The following is a 17578-nucleotide window of genomic DNA, read 5'->3' on the forward strand; positions in this document are numbered from 1 at the left end:
TCAACGTCGCCGGAGGCGGTTCGGCGGTGGGCGGTGAAGGTGTAGAGGGAAGTGCGGGCGAGGGTGCGGGCGTAGCGCTGCCCGAGGTCCGCCGTATGTGGCACCTCCTGGAGCCACTGCACGCCGTCCTCTACTACGCGCCGGAGGCGTTCGAGGAGGCGGCCGCGCTCGGGTACGGCGTGGAGGAGCGGTGGCCGAGTTACTTCCCGTACCGGGCGGCGCCGTTGGGGGCGGCCGGGAGCGAGCGGGTGACCTCGGCCTTCTTCAGCTTCAGCCCCCGCATGGTCGCCGAGCACATCGAGCCGGCCTGGAAGACAGCGAGCCCGGAGGCCGTGCTGGCGGCACGGGACCGGGCGATCGACCGGGCCTACCGAGCGATATTCGGCGACCGGGTGAACAGCCCCGAGCTCACCGAGGCCGCCGCACTCGCCCGCCGCGCCGCGGAGTCCGCGAACACGGCCGGGCGCCCCCTGGTCGCGGCCAACGCCGAACTGCCCTGGCCCGAGCCCGCCCACCTCCAGCTCTGGCGCGCGGCGACCCTGCTGCGCGAACACCGGGGCGACGGCCACCTCGCGGCCCTCCTGATCGCGGACCTCGACCCCGTCGAGTCCCTGGTCTCCTTCGCCGCGATAGGCGCGGCGTCGGTGGAACGCTTCGAGAGCCGGGGCTGGAGCCAGGAGGAATGGACAGCGGCCCGCGCCCGCCTCACGGCACGGGGCCTGGTCACCGCGGACGCGCACGGGGACGGGAAGGGAGGTGGCGGTTCGGCTACGCAAGCCGGCCGGAGCTTGCGCCGACAGGTCGAGCGGCACACCGACCAACTGGCCGCCGAGCCCTGGCAGTTCCTCGGCCCGGCCGACACCGCCCGGCTCGCCGACCTGCTGGGCGAGTTCTGGGTCGCCGTGATCGGTTCGGGCCTGCTGCCGTCGGAGACGACGCTGGGAATAGGCAAGGTGTGAACCTTCGACCACGAAGCTGTGCCGGGAAGCTGTGAGCGACGGCGGTACACGCCGGGCGTGCACCCACTGCCGGTCGAGGTGCCCGGTTCGCTCCTCCCGGCGGCCGCTACGGTGATGGGCAGGGAAGACAGGCCGGACGGGGCAAGACCGGACGGACAAGGCCGGGCGAGAGCACGGGCAATGGGGAGGGGTGTCGCGTGGTGCGTCTGAGGGGTGGGGTCGCCGTGGCCGCCGCAGCGCTGCTACTGACCGCGGTCAGCGGCTGCGAACTGGACACGGAGGGGTCGTCGGGCCCGGAGGGGAGTTCCGGCGGGGGAGGCGCGGTCCTCGCCGCCGCGGAGGCGTTGCCGGTCAAGGGACGGGCGCCCAAGACCGGTTACGACCGGGACAGGTTCGGCAGCCCCTGGGCCGACACGGACTCCAACAAGTGCGGCACCCGCGTTATCTCTATGATTCGCCGGGTGACCGAGATATTTGTGCAGCTCAAGCCGGGAGTCGTGAGCTGTGCTTACTGAGAGGGACGTGAGGCACAGGGCTGTTGGGAACGCTCGCTTCTTCCGTGCGGCGACGATGTTGGCAGCTGTCGTTCTGCTCGTCTCGGGATGCGAGCGTCTCGGCGAAGACGACTCCTCCACGGGCTCCGGGCCGACTGCGTCGGACGGGCGGGCGGTCAGTCCGCTCAAGAACCCAGACGGTACGAAGCCGGGGCTCGCGCCCCTGACGACGGATGCGGACAAGGCCGCGGCCCGCAAGCTCATCGAGGAGCTCTCCACGAAGGGGCGGGGGCCGAAGACGGGCTATGACCGCGACGAGTTCGGCTACGCGTGGATGGACACGGCCGATGGGGTGCCGCTCGCGAGGAACGGGTGCGACACTCGAAATGATCTTATTCGTCGTGATGGTCAGAACCTTCGTTTCCGAGCCGGCTCCGACTGCGTGGTCATCGCTATGACCCTGGACGACCCGTACACCGGAACGATCATCGAGTGGCGCAAGCAAAAGGCCACCGAAGTGCAGATAGACCACGTGGTGCCGTTGTCCTACAGCTGGCAGATGGGTTCCTCGCGCTGGCCGGAGGCCAAGCGGAAGCAGCTCGCGAACGACGTGCTCAATTTGATTCCCGTCCAGGGGCGGGCCAATTCAGCCAAGGGCGATTCCGGCCCCGCCTCCTGGCTCCCGCCGAGCAAGCCGATCCGCTGCGCGTACGCGGTCCGCTTCGCCCAGGTCGCCATCAAGTACGAGATGCCGGTGACGGCCGCGGACAAACAGATGATGCTGCGGCAGTGCGGCGGTTGAGAGGGCGGCTGTGATGGTCTTCCGGGGTGCCCGCGCTGGTCGTGGACGGCGGCCTGAGGAGTAGATCCTTTGCCAGCGGTTGGCTTCGGGTCCGTCAGAACAAGCACGGCGCGCAGGAGGTGGATGCCGCCGTCGGAGCCGGCTTGACCTTGACGCTGGGTCAACCCCCCATCATTCCGGCAGGGGTGTCCACGCAGACGCGTGGAACAGCTCCGCAAAGGAGGCAGATGACCATGACGGCCCAAACGATCGCCGGTCCGGCGATGCGCGTGCGGGGTCTGGAGAAGTCGTACGGGAAGCTCGAAGTGCTGCGCGGTGTGGACTTCGACGTGGCGCGGGGCAGCATCTTCGCCCTGCTCGGCTCCAACGGGGCGGGCAAGACCACGACCGTGAGGATCCTCGCCACGCTCCTGAAGGCCGACGCGGGGACGGCGAGCGTCCATGGCTTCGACGTTGCCACGCAACCGGCGGAGGTACGGGAGTCCATCAGTCTCACCGGACAGTTCGCGGCTGTCGACGAGATCCTCAGCGGTCGGGAGAACCTCGCCCTCGTCGCCAGGCTGCGCCACCTCAAGGACCCGGGCGCGATCGCGGATGACCTGCTGAGGCGCTTTTCGCTGAGCGAGGCGGGCGCGCGGCGAGTGTCCACGTATTCGGGTGGGATGCGCCGCCGGCTGGACATCGCGATGAGTCTCATCGGGAATTCGCCGGTGATCTTCCTGGACGAGCCGACGGCCGGACTCGACCCCGAGGCGCGCATCGAGGTGTGGGATGCGGTCAAGGAGCTCGCCGAGTACGGCACGACGGTGCTGCTCACCACGCAGTACCTGGACCAGGCCGAGCAACTGGCCGACCGGATTGCGATCCTCCACCAGGGTCGGATCATCGTGAACGGCACCCTTGCCGAGCTCAAGCAGCTCTTCCCGCCCGCCAAGGTCGAGTACGTCGAGAAGCAGCCGACTCTGGAGGAGATCTTCCTTTCGGTCATCGGCGGCGGCGAAAAGAGCGACGCCACTGGCACGACAACCGGGGGACAAGGATGACCGCGTACTTCTTCAGCGACGCTGCCGCGCTGACGGGGCGGACCCTGCGCCATGTCACACGCAGCATGGACACCATCATCACGACCGTCATCACGCCGGTCGCCATGATGCTGATGTTCGTCTACGTGTTCGGAGGCGCCATTGATACCGGGTCGGTTTCGTACGTGAACTACATGCTGCCCGGCATCCTGCTCATGACCATCGCATCGGGCATCTCCTATACCGCGTACCGGCTGTTCACCGATGTGAAGAGCGGGATCTTCGAGCGATTCCAGTCCATGCCGATCGCGCGGTCGGGTGTGCTGTGGGCGCATGTCGTCACCTCTCTGGTCGCCAACCTGATCGCGCTCGTGCTCGTCGTGGGCGTCGCTGTGCTCATGGGCTTCCGCTCGGGGGCAGGAGTGTCGGCATGGCTCGCGGTCGTCGGCATCTTGCTCTTGTTCACCCTGGCGCTGACCTGGCTCGCCATGATCCCCGGACTCTCCGCGTCGTCGGTCGAGGGAGCGGGCGCGTTCGCCTACCCGCTCATCTTCCTGCCGTTCGTCAGCTCGGCGTTCGTGCCCACAAAGACGATGCCCGGCCCGGTGCGCTGGTTCGCCGAGCATCAGCCGGTGACGTCGATCGTCAACACGATCCGTGCTCTGTTCACAGGGCGGCCGGTCGGCGACGACATCTGGATCGCGCTCGCGTGGTGTGTGGGCATCCTCGTCGTGGCGTACGTCTTCGCGATGACCGCCTATCGCCGGAAGATCGCCTGAGGCAGGCTGAGACCCGTGCTCACCATCAGCCAGCTGGCGGCGTACGCCGGGGTGACGGTACGGGCGGTACGCCACTACCACAAGATCGGGCTGCTGGCCGAGCCCGAGCGCGACCGGTCGGGGTACCGGACCTACGATGCCGCCTCGGTCGTGCGACTGATCCGGATCCGCACCCTGGCCGATGCCGGCGTGCCGCTGGCCAGGGTGCAGGAACTCCTTGACGCCGGCCCGGAGGAGTTCGCCGGCGGCGTCCAGGAGATCGACAAGCATCTGCGCGCCGAGATCCGGCGGCTACAGGACACCCGCAGTCGGCTCGCCCGGCTCGCCGCCGGAGAGCACCTGGCGCTCCCGCAGAGCGTCGTGGACTACCTCGACCGGCTGCGCGGTCTCGGCGTCGGGGAGCGGTATATCGAGCTGGAGCGGGATGCCTGGATCATGATCGCCGCGCAGGTGGGCGGACCTGATCGACTCCGTGATCGCCAAGAAGCACGACGAGCTGGACGACCCCGACATGGTGAGGCTCTACAGCTTCTTCACCGGGGAGCCCGACTGGCGGGCCGGCGATCCACGGATCGTCGAGGTCGCCGACATCCTGGAGCGTCTGATGATTCGCGCTGTGGAGGCCGGCGAGGTGGGGGCCGATGGCTTCGACGATCAGTTCGTCGCCCTGATGGACTCAACCATGCTGGAGTCCGCACCGGGCGCCGAACTGGTGTTGGCGATTCTGAAGGAGCGTGGCTGGAGGGGCTGGACCCGCATCGAGCGAGTGCCTGCCGATAGGTTCAACACTGAGCCGCCGTCATCTTGAAGGCAAAGCAGGCACCATGCCAGACCCCTGGCCAGCTATTTCAGATGTGCATGTTCACCGCGGGGGCAGCGATCGCATGGCGCGTCGGAGCCCGGCTCTGGCGGCGACGAGTTCATCCTCGGCTTCCTGTAGTCGTCCCTTCAGAGAGTTCACCTGATCCTGAGCTTCGGGTAGTTGGTTTCTCAAGTCGGCGTTCTCGCCCTCCAGTTGCTGGATGCGTTCCACCAGGCGGTTGCGGTCGACCTCTTCGATCTCGGCTCCCAGCGACAGGCGGACGCGCTCTCGGAGCCGGTCCCGTTCCCGCTTGAGGTCCTTGATCTCCTCTCGTGCCAGAGCGAGCTCCGTCTGCAAGGCAGCAGGTGATGCCTGCTGCTTGCCTGGCGCGGGACGCCCTCGCAGGCCCTGCTCGCGCTGGGTGGTCATACCGGCCCGGACGGCGTCGTGCACCTTGGGCTGGTTGTAAATGAACCAGGTAGAGACCGATGCCTCGCGGGCGATCTGGGCGACGCTGATCCGGCGCCCGGAGTTGAGCAAATCGCTCACCGCTTCCAGCGCGCGTGCCGTCTTGGCTTCGCTGTCACGGGTGCGACTGGCATGCAAGCGCTCGATACGTGCGTCCCGGCCGTTGCCGCTGGCCGGGATGGTCGGCTTCACTCAGGGCTCCGCGTGTGCAGCGCCTGGAGGGGGAAGAACGCTGCGGCGGAGCGGGCCTTGCGCAGTTCGCGTGACGCCGACTCGACCGCAGCCCGTTCCTCCGGCGGCATGTCCTCGAGTTTCCGCCGCATCTCGTCAGCCGACTTCGAGTAGGCGCGGATCTGGTCGTCGAGATTGCGTACGACCCAGTCGGCGGCGTCCATGGCCAGGGCGGACTCCTTGTCGGCCCGTAGGTCCGCGATCTGCTGTTCCAGGGCGGGGAGGTAGGAGGGGTCGGGTCGGTAGAAGTCGCAGCCGGCGCACTGGAAGCGGATGCGGCAGTGTCCGCCGCCGGCCGTGACGTTGCTCGGCTCGGTGCAGCCTCCGTAGGGGACCCCGACGCTCTCGACCTCGTAGGCCAGGGCGTCCTCGAAACCGCGTGGAGCGCCATGCCGGTCGACGGCGAGTCTCGCCACCGTTTTGACCGCCTCTTGTTTCCTGGTCAGGGAGACCTTGTAGTAGCCCATGGTGACGTCCAGGGACCGGTGGTCCATGAGCTCGCGGAGGACGTCGGGACGGGTTCCGGCGTCAGCATGACGCTGGGCGTACGCGTGGCGGAATCCGTAGGGGACGACCTGCGTGCGGTCGTAAGCGAGCGGTTCGCCGTTGTCGTCCAGGCGGTCGTCCACAAGGTCCGGGATCAGCTCGTCCACCCAGTCGCGGAAGATCCTGTTGCAGAACTGTGCGGTGGTCAGATGACTGCGACGTGGACGGTTGCGCTGTCCCGGCGAGGGGAACAGCCACTGCTCGCAGGCGGGTACGGCCGGCAGCTGGTCGAGTTCCTTCTGCCGTGCCTCGATGGCCTGGGCCGTGCTCTCGGAGACGGCGATCCTAGGTCCGTGACGGCGGCGTTTGTGGTTGTCGTAGAGGAGGGTGGGCTTGCCGTCGACCCGCTCAAGGCATTCGCGGTGCAGGCTGGTCACCTCGCCGGGGCGGCGGCCGCGGTCACTCTCACGGGTGATGTTGATCGAAGGTGTGCGCGGGAGGGGAACGGGGTGGCTAGGTTCGTGGCATGTCACGTTTCCGGATGTATCCGACGCCCGCGCAGGCTGAGCAGATGCTCACGCACTGCGCGCACGCCCGGTACGTCTGGAATCTCGCTGTCGAGCAGCACTCACACTGGCGCCGGTGGCGTAAGAGCGCGCCCGGTTTCGCGGAGCAGTGCCGTCAGCTCACCGAGGCCCGGCGGGAAAACGAATGGCTGGGCTCCGGGAACGCGGACGTGCAGCAGCAGGCACTGAAGGACTTCGCCAAGGCCAAGAACGCCCGCTTCACGTCCGGGTTCGGTGAGCCGACCTGGCGCAAGAAGTTCCGGCATGAGGGCTTCAGGGTCATCGGCACCGACCGCGTACCGGAGTGCAACGCAGACGGGTCGCCGAAGCTGAACGCGAAGACCGGCAAGCAGGTCATGGGCCGGTCGGTGGTCGTGCACAGGCTCAACCGCAGGTGGGCTCAGGTCAAGGTGCCCGGCTGCGGCTGGGTCCGGTTCCGCCTCAGCGCCAAGGGCAAGGGCAAGGGCGTGAAGCTGCCCGACGCGAAGACGTTCCGGGTCACCTTCCGCAACGGGCAGTGGCACATTGCGTTCGCGGTCATCCCTGAGCCGACCCCGGCGCCCGGTACAGGGGAGGCGATCGGCATCGATCGGGGTGTCACGATCACCGCTGCCCTGTCGGACGGCCGGAAGCTGAACTGCCCGCAGCTCACCGTCAAGGAACGCGCCCGGATCCGAAAGCACCAGCGGCGGGCGGCCCGGGCGAAGAAAGGCAGCCCCGAGAAGGCGGCCGAGTACGCGAAGGCCGCCAGGCTCAAGGCCCGGGAGGTGAACCGGCGCAAGGACTGGTGTGAGAAGTCCAGCACCATGCTCGCCCGCTCCTACGACCTGGTCCGGTTCGAGAAGCTGAACATCAAGAACATGACCCGCTCTGCGAAGGGAACTGTGGAGCAGCCCGGCAGGAACGTGGCGCAGAAAGCGGGTCTGAACCGGTCGATCCTCGCCCAGGGCTGGGGCCTGCTCCGGCAGCGCACCGAGCACAAGGCCCCGGGCCGGGTCGAAGATGTCCCCGCCCCTTACACCAGTCTGCGGTGCAGCGCCTGCGGATGGATCGAGAAGAAGTCACGCAAGAGCCAAGCTGACTTCGCCTGCGTGTCCTGCGGCTTCACCTGCAACGCGGACACCAACGCGGCAACCAACGTCGCGGCAGGACAGGGCGGGATCCCCCGCCCCCGGCGAACAGCCGGTGCCGGAGGGGTGACAACGGCCACCGGCAGTTCGAGCGCCCGTGAACCTCAACCCGACCAGGTTGGAATCCCCCTCTTTTAAGAGGGGGAGGATGTCAATCCTCGTCCAGGTCGATCACGTTGCCCTTGGGGGCCTCGGCCGGGACCGGCTTGTTGTAGTCGGTGAAGGTGAGCTCGCCGGGCTCCTTGGCGGACTTGCTGACGACGCGGAGGAGGTACGGCTTGCCCTCGGTCGCCACGTACAGGGTGTAACGGTCCTTGCCGTCACCCTCGTTGAGGGTGATCGCGGGGGTGCCGTCGAAGGCGGTGGTCTTGCCGCGCTCGGCGTCGGAGTTCGTGTCCTCGAACTCGGAGAGCGTTTCGTCGAGGTCGCAGAAGCTGGCGATGTCCTCGGAGTCCTCGGCGGTCGCGGACGTCTTGGTCCACTTGTCGGCGAGCATCTCGACGACCATGTCGGCCTCTTCCTTGGAGGAGTCCTTGGACTGGGCGCGCAGGAAGGCCTCGTCGTACTTCATGTAGATCGTGTCGCCGACCTTGATCAGCTCGGCCTGGCCCTCGCCGCCCATGCTCATGGTGCCGGCGCAGTCGCCCTTCTTGTTCATCGCCATGTCGAGTTGGACCGTGCCGCCGGCGGTCTCGTCCGTGATCTCGCCCTTCATCCGGAGCGAGTCCGCGCCCGTGGTGGCCTTCACGGCCTTGTCGGCGATCTCGCCGCCGGTCAGCCCGGCGAACGGGACCTTCGCCGCGTCTTCCTTGGCTTCGCTGCCGGGCAGGCAGCCGGTGACGGAGACGGTGGCCGCGGCGGCGAGGCAGACAGCGGCGAGTGCGGTGCGACGCATGGGAGTACCCCCTGGGATTCGTGAAATGAGCGGTGAGCTGTGCGGTGGGAAGCGAGAAAATGAGCGGTGCCGACGCGGATGCGCAGGGCGTCAGTACGTCCGGGTGCCGAGTACTTCGCCCGCCGAGTCGTAGACCGTGACGCGGCCTCGCTCGTCGTGCTTCCAGTCGGCGAAGACGGTGGCGATCAGTCGGGCGGGGCCTGTGCCGCCGCCCCGTGGGCCGCCGGTGAAGTCGGTGTGGATGTCGGTGGAGTCGATGTCGCCCGCCGACGGGGCGGGTCTGTGAACCTCGGTGACATGGGAGACGGCGGCTCTCTCGGCGGAGGTGCCGTGACTGTTCACAAAGGCCTTGAAGCGGTTCGCGTAGCCAGTGCCGTACACGGCAGTGTCACCGCTCCCGGCGTTCGCCGAGACCACGCCGATGACGAGGAGACCGACCGCCGCGTTCAGCGCGAGCTGGGCTTTCATCCGCATGGCCGTGCTCCTCCCCTGGTATGTGACCGCACGACGAGGTGTGACCACCCGGATCGGGCGGGCTCGCCGTTCCATGGGTCAATCACAGCAGAGCTTGTGAACCGAGTCAACATGATTCACAAGGTTGGGTGTGTACACGATGTGAAGGGGTAGATCTTGCGTACGTCGGTATGCTCGACGTCACAGAGCGGAACGAGGGGAGTCGGGCGCGTGCAAGGCAACGGGACAGAGGTCACCGCCGCGGAGATCGCGCGGCTCGCGGGCGTCGGCCGCGCCGCCGTCAGCAATTGGCGCCGCAGGCACGCCGACTTCCCCAAACCGGTCGGCGGCACGGAGACCAGCCCGTCCTTCGCGCTCACCGAGGTCGAGGGGTGGCTGCGCAAACAGGGCAAGCTCGCCGAGGTGCCCCTCAAGGAGCGCGTCTGGCAGCAGGTCACCGGCCACCCCGACGGCCCCGTCACGGCACTGGTCCACGCGGGCTGCGCCCTGCTGTATCTGCACGACCGGCCCCTGGCCTGGCTGGAGTTGAGCGCCTGTCCCGGCGACGAGCAGCTGGCCAAGCTCCTGCCCGACCCGCTCTGGCACGTCCTCACCCCGCGCTTCGGCCTGGTCCGCGAGCCCGCGGTGCCCCACCCGACGCCCGCCGAGTTCCTGCCCTCGATCCCGCTGCTGCGCGCCGCCACCGAGCTCGCGGCCGACCTGGGCGCGCGGCAGACCTTCGAGTTCCTGCTGGCCCGGCACCTCGACGCCAACCCGCGCCAGTACACGCTCACTCCGGGCGAGCTGGCCGAGCTGATGGCGGAACTCGCCGGCCCCGCACGCTCGGTGCTCGACCCGGCCTGCGGCACCGGCGCCCTTCTGCGTGCCGTCGCCGCCCCGTCCGGCCAGGAGCTGTTCGGCCAGGACAGCGCCCCCGAACTGGCCGCCCTCACCGCGCTCCGCCTCGCCCTGCGCACCAAGAGCACCATCCGCACCGCCCCCGGCGACAGCCTCCGCGCGGACGCCTACGAGCACGTCAGGGCCGAGGCCGTGCTGTGCCACCCGCCGTTCAACGAGCGCAACTGGGGCCATGACGAACTCGCCTACGACCCGCGCTGGGAGTACGGCTTCCCGGCCCGTACGGAATCCGAACTCGCCTGGGTGCAGCACGCGCTGGCCCGCCTGGAGGACGGCGGCACCGCCGTGCTGCTGATGCCGCCGGCCGCCGCGAGCCGTCGCTCGGGGCGCCGTATCCGCGCCGACCTGCTGCGCCGCGGCGCCCTGCGCGCGGTGATCGCCCTGCCGGTCGGCGCGGCACCCCCGTACAGCATCCCGCTGCACCTGTGGGTGCTGCGCCGGCCCGGCAAGGCCCCGGTGCGGCCCGAGTTGTTGCTGGTGGACACGGGGCGGCTCGGGGCCGAGGGCAGGGGTGCGGTCGACTGGGCGGCCGTGCGCGGCGCGGTGCTCGACGCCTGGCGGCCCTTCGACCGGGCGGGCGAGGTCGAGGAGCGGCCGGGGCTGAGCCGTTCGATGCCGGTCATCGAACTGCTCGACGACGACGTGGATCTCGCTCCCGCCCGGCATCTGCCGCCCCCGGCCGCGGGCGGCGGCGCCGAGGAGCTCACCGCCGTACGTGAACGCCTCGGTGAGACCCTCCGGCTGACCGCCGACCTCACGCCCCCCGTCGCCGACGAGGCGCAGCCCGCGCGGTGGCCGCTGACCACGGTCGGTGAACTCGCGCGTGGGGGCGCCCTGTTGCTGCGTACGGGTGGAAACGGTCCGCACGCGCGCGTGCTCACCGATCACGACGTCATCGCCGGAACGGAGCCTTCGGGGACTCTGCCCGAGACCGGCGAGGCTGCCGTACTCGTGGAGTTGGGTGACGTCGTCGTGCCCGTGCTCGGCGGCGGTGGTGTCGCGCGGGTGATCGACGACGAGACGGCGGGCGCCGCCCTCGGCCGCAACCTCGCGCTCCTGCGTCCCGATCCGGCCGCGCTCGACGCGTGGTTCGTCGCCGGTTTCCTGCGCGGCACCGCCAACAGCCGCCAGGCCAGCAGCTACGCCTCCACCGCCACCCGCCTCGACGTACGCCGCCTCCAACTGCCCCGGCTGCCCCTGGATCAGCAGCGTCGCTACGGCGAACGGTTCCGCGCCCTCGCCGTCTTCGAGGCCGCCCTCCGCCAGGCGGGCCGCCTCGGCGAACAACTCGTGCGCGGCATGCACGACGGGCTGACCGACGGCACGGTCGCCCCGGGCTGAACCAGCTGGACGGAACCGTTCCGCCGTGGGCGACGTGACCAGCGACGCAACGGTTGTCCACAACCCTGGACCGCATGTCGGCCTCGGCCTATACCCTCTGAACGTCACTCATACGACTGTCTTCACCAGGCACTCAGGAGCAGCCATGCATGGCCACGGCTACACGCCACCACCGCCGAGGCAACCCTCGACCGGGGCGCTGGTCGTGCTGCGCGTGTTCATCGTGATGGTGGCCTTGCTGAGCATCGGCTTCCTCGCCTGGATCGCGCCTCTCGTGGCCGCCATCGTGACCCGCAAGGCGCGCGACTGGACGGCCCTCATCGGGTCGCTCGTGATGTTGGGCATCAGCGTGGGGCTGATCAGCACCGACCATACGGACGACCTGAGTACCCCGGCCGGCAACGCGGGCATGATCATCCTGCTGCTGAACGCCTGTGCCTCCGCCGGCCATTACCTGTACGCGGACATCCGCCACTACCAACAGCCCAGGTTCGCAGGCTACATATCGCCCCAGCACCCGACGATTCCCACAACGGCGTACGGCTACCCGCCGGCCCCCGCCCCGCAGCCCTACGCGCCCACCTCGCCGGTCCCACAGCCTCCCGTCCAGCCGCAGCCTCAACCGCAGCCGGAGCCGCAGCGCCCCGGGCCCGCTCGAATAGACCAGGTGCGCGCCGAGCTCGACGAGCTCAGTGACTATCTCCGTAACCACGAAGGAGACAGGTGACCCCGGGGACCGGCCGCCTGATCACCGGCCGCTACGAACTGTCCACGCTCATCGGGCAGGGCGGCATGGGCCAGGTGTGGACGGCGTACGACCAGCGTCTCGACCGGCGCGTGGCGGTGAAGCTGCTGCGCCCGGACAAGGTCGCGGGTCAGGAGGCCGACGAACTGCGCCGCCGTTTCGTGCGCGAGTGCCGCGTCACGGCCCAGGTCGACCACCCTGGCCTGGTCACGGTGCACGACGCGGGCAGCGAGGGCGAGGAGCTGTTCCTCGTCATGCAGTACGTCGACGGGGCCGACCTCGCCGACCACCTCGCCGAGCACGATCCGTACCCCTGGCAGTGGACCGTCTCGGTCGCCGCCCAGCTGTGCGCCGTGCTGTCCGCCGTGCACGCGGTGCCGATCATCCACCGTGACCTCAAGCCGCGGAACGTCATGGTCAAGCAGGACGGCACGGTCACCGTCCTCGACCTGGGCGTCGCCTCCGTGATGGACACCGACACCACCCGCCTCACCCACACCGGCTCACCCATCGGCAGCCCCGCCTACATGGCCCCCGAGCAGGCCATGGGCGGCGCGGTCGGCCCGTACACCGATCTGTACGCCCTCGGTGTGCTGATGCACGAACTGCTCAGCGGGAACGTTCCGTTCACGGGGTCCACGGCTCTCGGCGTTCTGCACCGCCACCTCTACGAGCCGCCGGTCCCGGTCGGCCGTATCCGCCCCGAGGTGCCCGAGGCGCTGGAGGCCCTGGTCCTGCGGCTGCTCTCCAAGGACCCGCAGCACCGCCCGTCCTCCGCGCAGGAGACGTACGAGCATCTCCTCCCGCTGCTCCCCGCGCGCGGCATGCCCACCGGCTCCCCGCTCGACCCCACCCGCCCCTTCCTGCGCCCGCACGCCCCCTGGCCGGACCGGGCCCGCATCCCCGCGCCGCAGCCGTCCGCCGCGCCCGTGCAGACGCCCGCGGTGGAGAAGCCGGACGTCGCGGGCGCCGTCGACGAGGTCAAGCGACTCCTCGGCGAGGGCCGCATCACCCAGGCCGTCGACATCCTCGGCGCGATCCTCCCGGCCGCCGCCGCGCAGCACGGTGAGCACTCACCTGTCGTCCGCACCCTGCGCAAGCAGTACGCGGCCACCCTCATGGACGACGGCCAGTACCGCCGCGCCCTGCCCGAGCTGCGCCGCCTCGCCAATGAGCGCGCCACCGAGGCCGGCCAGGCCGACCCGCAGTCCCTGCGCTTCCGCTACGAGTCCGCCCAGTGCCTCGAACAGCTCGGCGAACCGGCGGCAGCCCTCGCCGAGTACCGCTCCCTCCTGCCGTACTTCGAGAACCAGTACGTCGGCGGCGACCCCGAACTGTCGCTCGACGTCCGCCGCCGCATAGGCCACCTCCTCCTTGCCCTCGGCGACCGAGGCGCCGCCCACGAGACCCTGGGCCGCCTCCTCCTCGACGTGGAGCGCCTGCGGGGCCCCGGCCATCCGCTGGCGGCCGAGGTACGGCGGACGCTGCAGTGGCTGGGGCAGGTGCGGGGCTGACCCCCACTAGGCCCTGTCGTCACATTCCCGTCTGCCGAGCGGCGCCATGCACGCTCCCCCACTCTCGGCTTCGCCCGGCACGCCCAGAGCACGCACCTACGCGGACATCAACCGCTACCGCGGCGGGCGCGCGGCCCGCCCTCCGGGCGGACGACGGGAATGTGACGACAGGACCTAGGGTTCGCACATCACAGCGATCAAGGGGCGGGGTCACTCATGTCCAGCAAGTCCAGCCACCGGCAGTCCAAGAAGCGCAGATACGTCGCCTGGACCGCCGCCGGAGCCGCCGTGCTCGCCGGAGCGGGCCTTGCCGCACAGAACTCGCTCGCCGCCCCCACCGCCTGGCCGGCCGCCAAGGGCTACACGGGCCGCGCCTTCGACACCTGCACGGCACCGTCCCTGTCCGCGATGAAGGCATGGAAGACCGGCTTCTACGGCGCGGCGGCCGTCTACATCGGCGGCAAGAACCGCGGCTGCGCCCAGCCCAACCTCACCGCATCCTGGGTGAAGTCGGTCAACACGCTCGGCTGGAAGCTCGTCCCGCTCTACGTCGGCGCCCAGCCGCCCTGCCAGACCGGTTCAAGCCCCGTGGTGATCAAAGCGTCGACCGCCGCCTCCCAGGGCGCCGCCGACGGGGCCGACGCCGTGGCCAAGGCCGCCGCCCTCGGAATGAAGCCGGGCAGCGCGCTCTACCTGGACATCGAGGCGTACGACATCACGAACACCGCCTGCAACGACGCCGTCCTCACCTACATCAGGGCCTGGCACAAGGCGCTCGGCGCCAAGCAGTATCGTTCCGGTTTCTATGGCTTCAGCAGTTCCAGCGCCAAGGCGGTCGCCACCGCCACCGACCGCACCAACCTGCCGGGCAACCTCTGGTACGCCAAGTGGGACAAGGTCAACACGACGACCACCGACTGGCCGTACGACCCGAAGCTGTACACCGGGCACCACCGCGCCCACCAGTACATGGTCAACAGCAGGGAGACGCGCGGCGGACACACGATCAACGTCGACCGGAACGCGTGGGACGCGCCGGTGGCGATCGTCGGCTGAACCGCTGAAACGACGACGTGGGCCGGAGGTGGTGAGGGCCCTGGTGCGGCGGTGCCGGAAGTCGGCATGAATCGTTGGTCGAATGGCTGGCCGAGAGCAGCCCCACTGCCTACCATCGATCACCGCAAGACCTTGTGCACCGTCGCACAATCTCCTCAGGAGGTCTCCTTGCACCGCCGCCGTCGCACCGCGCTCCTCCTCTCCGCCGCGATCACCGCCGCGGCCCCCTTCCTCTCCGCCTGCGGAAGCGACGCGCACCCGGGCGCGGCGGCCGTCGTGGGCGGTGAGCGGATCACCGTCTCGCAACTGGAGAACCGGGTGAACGACGTGCGTGCCGCACTGCGGGCGGCCAGCGCGGACGAGGCCCAGTACGAGCGGGTCGTCGCCCAGACCGGCACCCTCACCCGCAACACCCTCAACGGCATGGTCCTGGAGAAGGTCCTCGACCAGGCCCTCGAAGACGCCGGCGTGAAGGTCACCCGCAAGGAAGTCCAGGAATACCGCTCCGACCTGGTGGAAGACGAGGAGGGCGGCGCCCCGGCCCTGGAGCTGACCTGGCTGCAGCAGTACCATGTCGCCCCCGAGCACCTCGACGAGAGCCTCCGCAGCGACCTCGAGGTCCAGAGACTCGCCACCGCCCTCGGCGTCGACGCCAACACCCCGGACGGCAGCACCGTCTTCTGGCAGGCCATGGCCAAGGCCTCGGAGGAACTCGGCGTCGACCTCAACCCCCGCTACGGCACCTGGACCGTCGAGGTCGAGAAGGAAGGTCGCGTGGGCCTGGCGGAAGCCAAGACACCCTGGGTGGAAGAGGTCACGAAGGCCGGGACGCAGGAGCCGGCGTAGCCCAGTACCGGCCGGTAGGCCCCTGCCCGCAGGGGCCTACGTGCCTCACGGTCCGCAGCCTGTGGATAACTTCGGGGGCCGTCCGTGGCGTGGGTTACGTTCGTGGGGTGAACGCAAACCGCCCCGACGGCGCCCCCGACACCACGGCCCCCGGACCAGCTTCCACCCAGGCCTCCGGCCCCGGCCGTGTCGTCCTGCTCACCACCAGCCACCGTGTCGCGCCCGGCCTGCTCTCCTGGCCCGCCTGGCAGGCGCTGCACGAGGCCGACGGTGTCCTCTGCGCGGACGAGGCGCACCCCCAGCTCCCCTATCTCCGCGAGGCCGGCATAACGGTCGAGCGGGCGGCCCCGACCGCCGAGGAACTGGTCGACGCCTGCGCCGGTGACCGCACGGTCGTGGTCGTCGCGACGGCCGAGGGCGAACCCCACCTCACCGACGGCCTGGCCCGCCTCGCCGGCTCCGGCCGCGTCCAGATGCCGTCACTGGAACTCCTCCCCGCCTCCTACGACCTCCCTGGCGCCCGCCTCCTCGACCTCGTCCAGATCATGGACCGCATCCGCCGCGAATGCCCCTGGTCCTCCCAGCAGACCCACAAGGGCCTGACCAAGTACGGCATCGAGGAGGCGTACGAGCTGGTCGAGGCGATCGAGGAGGGCGACAGGGACGAACTGCGGGAGGAACTGGGCGACGTCCTGCTCCAGGTCGTCTTCCACGCCCGCATAGCCGAGGACGACCCCGACGCCCCGTTCTCCATCGACGACGTGGCCGCCACCATCGTCACCAAACTCATCCACCGCCACCCCCACGTCTTCGGCGACGAGACCGCCACGACCCCCGAGGAGGTCAAGGAATACTGGCTCCGCACCAAGGCGATAGAGAAGCGACGCGAGTCGGTCACCGACGGCATACCCCTCGGCCAGCCCGGCCTCGCCCTGGCCTCGAAGCTGGCGTCCCGAGTGCGCATGGCGGGCCTGGACGTCCCGCTCCCCGCCGACGAGGGCCCCGGCTACGAGTTGCTGGCGATGGCGGTACGTGCGGAGGCGGCCGGAGTCGACCCCGAGGCGGCGCTGCGGGCGGCGGCCCGGGCCTACCGGGACGCGATCCGGGTGGCGGAGGGCGTGGACGAGAACTGACGCGCTGCCATGAGCTGGGACTACGGGCGCGGTGGGCATGACAGTGCCCCTGATCTGCTGTGGGACGAGGTGAGGGAGTTCTTCGACCCCGAGCTGATGGGTTCGCTGCCGGACGTACGTGTTCCCGACACCTCGGTGGAGGACTGGCAGTCGGTCCTTGATCTTGTCGCCGAGCGCGGCTGGAGGCACGAGTACCTCCAGGGCACCACCGTGCTGGCGGTGCCGAGCGCCGCGGATGTGCTGGCGCGCCCGGCCGAGGCCGAGTGCCCACAGCTGAGGGTCTGGCCGACGGCCGACGTGTTGGCGATTTTCCGTTTCTATGCGGACGAGGAGGTCGACTTCGACGTCGACCTGCGGGAACTCCAGGGACAGGACCGACTCGACATGTTCTGCGGCTTCCTCCGGTCGATTGGCCGCCGCCTCGGCCAGCCGGTGCTGATGGATCCGGAGGGTGCCCATGGCCGTCCGGTACTGGGCTTCGACGTCGTGCTCGACCGCGTCGTGCTGCTGTGTGACTGAGTACCGTTGACCCCAGCGCTTGCGGGGCAAGGGGGCGCGGTGTAAGAGGAGTTGACGGAGGCGGCCGCCGGGTTTTCCTCGGGGTGGCGGACAAAGGTGTGGAACCGGATCGAACGTCGTCTCGCGCCGGTCTTCGGCGACAGAGTCGTGAACGTGGTGCTGGTTGGGCGGACACTCAATGCGGGCGGAAGCTCCGAAGACACCGAGAAGCCGGTTGCCGATCTGCTGAAGCGCCGCCTAGTCTCGCGCCCCGAGCTCTTCCTCGAACGGGCGGAGATCCTACGTGAGTTCGGAGGAAACGGGGAGATCGAAGAGTTCGGATGGATGGCCCCGCCTTCCGTCTCCGTCGAGAACGCCACTCCGACGGTACCTTCCACGACACGGTCATCCAGGCCGGTTCCATAGGCACTGTTCACAAG

At 69.4% G+C, this 17578-nt stretch carries 17 protein-coding genes and 2 pseudogenes; 15 read left to right on the forward strand and 4 right to left on the reverse strand.

From position 1 onward, the window contains the following. Window positions 1-95: 95 nt before the first annotated feature. From F3T56_RS31185 to F3T56_RS50225, 6 genes and pseudogenes are all read left to right on the forward strand, one after another. Window positions 96-959, forward strand: a complete 864-nt coding sequence (locus tag F3T56_RS31185) for an SCO6745 family protein (RefSeq protein ID WP_149828732.1) — start codon at window positions 96-98, stop codon at window positions 957-959. Window positions 960-1156: 197 nt separating this feature from the next. Continuing rightward, window positions 1157-1399, forward strand: a pseudogene (locus tag F3T56_RS31190) (hypothetical protein); the annotation flags it as partial. A gap of 130 nt (window positions 1400-1529) precedes the next feature. Beyond that, window positions 1530-2255 (forward strand): HNH endonuclease family protein, encoded by a 726-nt coding sequence (locus tag F3T56_RS31195; RefSeq protein ID WP_149828695.1) that lies wholly within the window; start codon window positions 1530-1532, stop codon window positions 2253-2255. Window positions 2256-2488: 233 nt separating this feature from the next. Next, the gene (locus F3T56_RS31200; protein WP_149828696.1) at window positions 2489-3298 is read left to right on the forward strand and encodes an ABC transporter ATP-binding protein; all 810 of its coding nucleotides are present in this window, start codon (window positions 2489-2491) and stop codon (window positions 3296-3298) included. Then, window positions 3295-4056 carry an ABC transporter permease gene (locus F3T56_RS31205; protein WP_149828697.1) on the forward strand — a complete coding sequence of 254 codons (762 nt, stop codon included), beginning with the start codon at window positions 3295-3297 and terminating at the stop codon, window positions 4054-4056. Before F3T56_RS31200 ends, F3T56_RS31205 begins: the two co-directional genes overlap by 4 nt. A gap of 15 nt (window positions 4057-4071) precedes the next feature. Beyond that, window positions 4072-4864, forward strand: a pseudogene (locus tag F3T56_RS50225) (MerR family transcriptional regulator). 54 nt (window positions 4865-4918) lie between these two features. Here F3T56_RS50225 and F3T56_RS31215 read toward each other — a convergent pair. Beyond that, a complete protein-coding gene (locus tag F3T56_RS31215) occupies window positions 4919-5518 on the reverse strand; it encodes a DUF6262 family protein (RefSeq protein WP_149828698.1) in 600 nt (199 codons plus the stop codon). Next, a complete protein-coding gene (locus tag F3T56_RS31220; RefSeq protein WP_172639229.1) occupies window positions 5515-6480 on the reverse strand; it encodes a tyrosine-type recombinase/integrase in 966 nt (321 codons plus the stop codon). The genes F3T56_RS31215 and F3T56_RS31220 overlap by 4 nt, the downstream gene beginning before the upstream one ends. 89 nt (window positions 6481-6569) lie before the next feature. Between F3T56_RS31220 and F3T56_RS31225 the strand changes: the two genes are divergently transcribed. Then, window positions 6570-7877 (forward strand): RNA-guided endonuclease InsQ/TnpB family protein, encoded by a 1308-nt coding sequence (locus F3T56_RS31225; protein ID WP_149828700.1) that lies wholly within the window; start codon window positions 6570-6572, stop codon window positions 7875-7877. Window positions 7878-7890: 13 nt separating this feature from the next. On the opposite strand, the gene F3T56_RS31230 is transcribed toward F3T56_RS31225, so the two are convergent. Next, window positions 7891-8634: a hypothetical protein gene (locus F3T56_RS31230; RefSeq protein ID WP_149828701.1), complete on the reverse strand. Its 744-nt coding sequence runs from the start codon at window positions 8632-8634 to the stop codon at window positions 7891-7893. Window positions 8635-8724: 90 nt separating this feature from the next. Continuing rightward, window positions 8725-9108: a hypothetical protein gene (locus F3T56_RS31235; protein WP_149828702.1), complete on the reverse strand. Its 384-nt coding sequence runs from the start codon at window positions 9106-9108 to the stop codon at window positions 8725-8727. A 210-nt stretch (window positions 9109-9318) separates the two neighbouring features. Here F3T56_RS31235 and F3T56_RS31240 point away from each other — a divergent pair, with 210 nt between their 5' ends. The 8 genes from F3T56_RS31240 (at window position 9319) to F3T56_RS31275 (ending at window position 17564) form a co-directional block, all read left to right on the forward strand. After that, window positions 9319-11346, forward strand: a complete 2028-nt coding sequence (locus tag F3T56_RS31240; RefSeq protein WP_149828703.1) for an N-6 DNA methylase — start codon at window positions 9319-9321, stop codon at window positions 11344-11346. Window positions 11347-11491: 145 nt separating this feature from the next. Then, the gene (locus F3T56_RS31245; protein ID WP_149828704.1) at window positions 11492-12073 is read left to right on the forward strand and encodes a hypothetical protein; all 582 of its coding nucleotides are present in this window, start codon (window positions 11492-11494) and stop codon (window positions 12071-12073) included. A 38-nt stretch (window positions 12074-12111) separates the two neighbouring features. Beyond that, window positions 12112-13605, forward strand: a complete 1494-nt coding sequence (locus F3T56_RS31250; RefSeq protein WP_281291926.1) for a serine/threonine-protein kinase — start codon at window positions 12112-12114, stop codon at window positions 13603-13605. 216 nt (window positions 13606-13821) lie between these two features. After that, the gene (locus tag F3T56_RS31255; RefSeq protein ID WP_149828706.1) at window positions 13822-14661 is read left to right on the forward strand and encodes a glycoside hydrolase domain-containing protein; all 840 of its coding nucleotides are present in this window, start codon (window positions 13822-13824) and stop codon (window positions 14659-14661) included. Window positions 14662-14829: 168 nt separating this feature from the next. Then, entirely contained in the window at window positions 14830-15507 is a 678-nt protein-coding gene (locus F3T56_RS31260) for a SurA N-terminal domain-containing protein (protein WP_149828707.1), read from the forward strand. 107 nt (window positions 15508-15614) lie between these two features. Further along, complete coding sequence (locus F3T56_RS31265; protein ID WP_149828708.1) at window positions 15615-16640, forward strand: nucleoside triphosphate pyrophosphohydrolase; 1026 nt, start codon at window positions 15615-15617, stop codon at window positions 16638-16640. A 9-nt stretch (window positions 16641-16649) separates the two neighbouring features. Then, the gene (locus tag F3T56_RS31270; RefSeq protein WP_149828709.1) at window positions 16650-17159 is read left to right on the forward strand and encodes a hypothetical protein; all 510 of its coding nucleotides are present in this window, start codon (window positions 16650-16652) and stop codon (window positions 17157-17159) included. 51 nt (window positions 17160-17210) lie between these two features. Continuing rightward, window positions 17211-17564, forward strand: coding sequence for a hypothetical protein (locus tag F3T56_RS31275; RefSeq protein WP_149828710.1), 354 nt, complete (start codon window positions 17211-17213; stop codon window positions 17562-17564). The last annotated feature ends 14 nt before the right edge of the window (window positions 17565-17578 follow it).

Origin of the sequence: Streptomyces tailanensis, assembly GCF_008386495.1 — a bacterium.
GTDB lineage: Bacteria > Actinomycetota > Actinomycetes > Streptomycetales > Streptomycetaceae > Streptomyces > Streptomyces tailanensis.

Excerpts from the sequence above, each read along its gene's own strand:
- F3T56_RS31185 (WP_149828732.1), top strand. The coding sequence starts at position 96 with ATGTGGCACCTCCTGGAGCCACTGCACGCCGTCCTCTACTACGCGCCG.
- F3T56_RS31195 (WP_149828695.1), top strand. The coding sequence starts at position 1,530 with ATGTTGGCAGCTGTCGTTCTGCTCGTCTCGGGATGCGAGCGTCTCGGC.
- F3T56_RS31200 (WP_149828696.1), top strand. The coding sequence starts at position 2,489 with ATGACGGCCCAAACGATCGCCGGTCCGGCGATGCGCGTGCGGGGTCTG.
- F3T56_RS31205 (WP_149828697.1), top strand. The coding sequence starts at position 3,295 with ATGACCGCGTACTTCTTCAGCGACGCTGCCGCGCTGACGGGGCGGACC.
- F3T56_RS31225 (WP_149828700.1), top strand. The coding sequence starts at position 6,570 with ATGTCACGTTTCCGGATGTATCCGACGCCCGCGCAGGCTGAGCAGATG.
- F3T56_RS31230 (WP_149828701.1), bottom strand. The coding sequence starts at position 8,634 with ATGCGTCGCACCGCACTCGCCGCTGTCTGCCTCGCCGCCGCGGCCACC.
- F3T56_RS31235 (WP_149828702.1), bottom strand. The coding sequence starts at position 9,108 with ATGCGGATGAAAGCCCAGCTCGCGCTGAACGCGGCGGTCGGTCTCCTC.
- F3T56_RS31245 (WP_149828704.1), top strand. The coding sequence starts at position 11,492 with ATGCATGGCCACGGCTACACGCCACCACCGCCGAGGCAACCCTCGACC.
- F3T56_RS31255 (WP_149828706.1), top strand. The coding sequence starts at position 13,822 with ATGTCCAGCAAGTCCAGCCACCGGCAGTCCAAGAAGCGCAGATACGTC.
- F3T56_RS31270 (WP_149828709.1), top strand. The coding sequence starts at position 16,650 with ATGAGCTGGGACTACGGGCGCGGTGGGCATGACAGTGCCCCTGATCTG.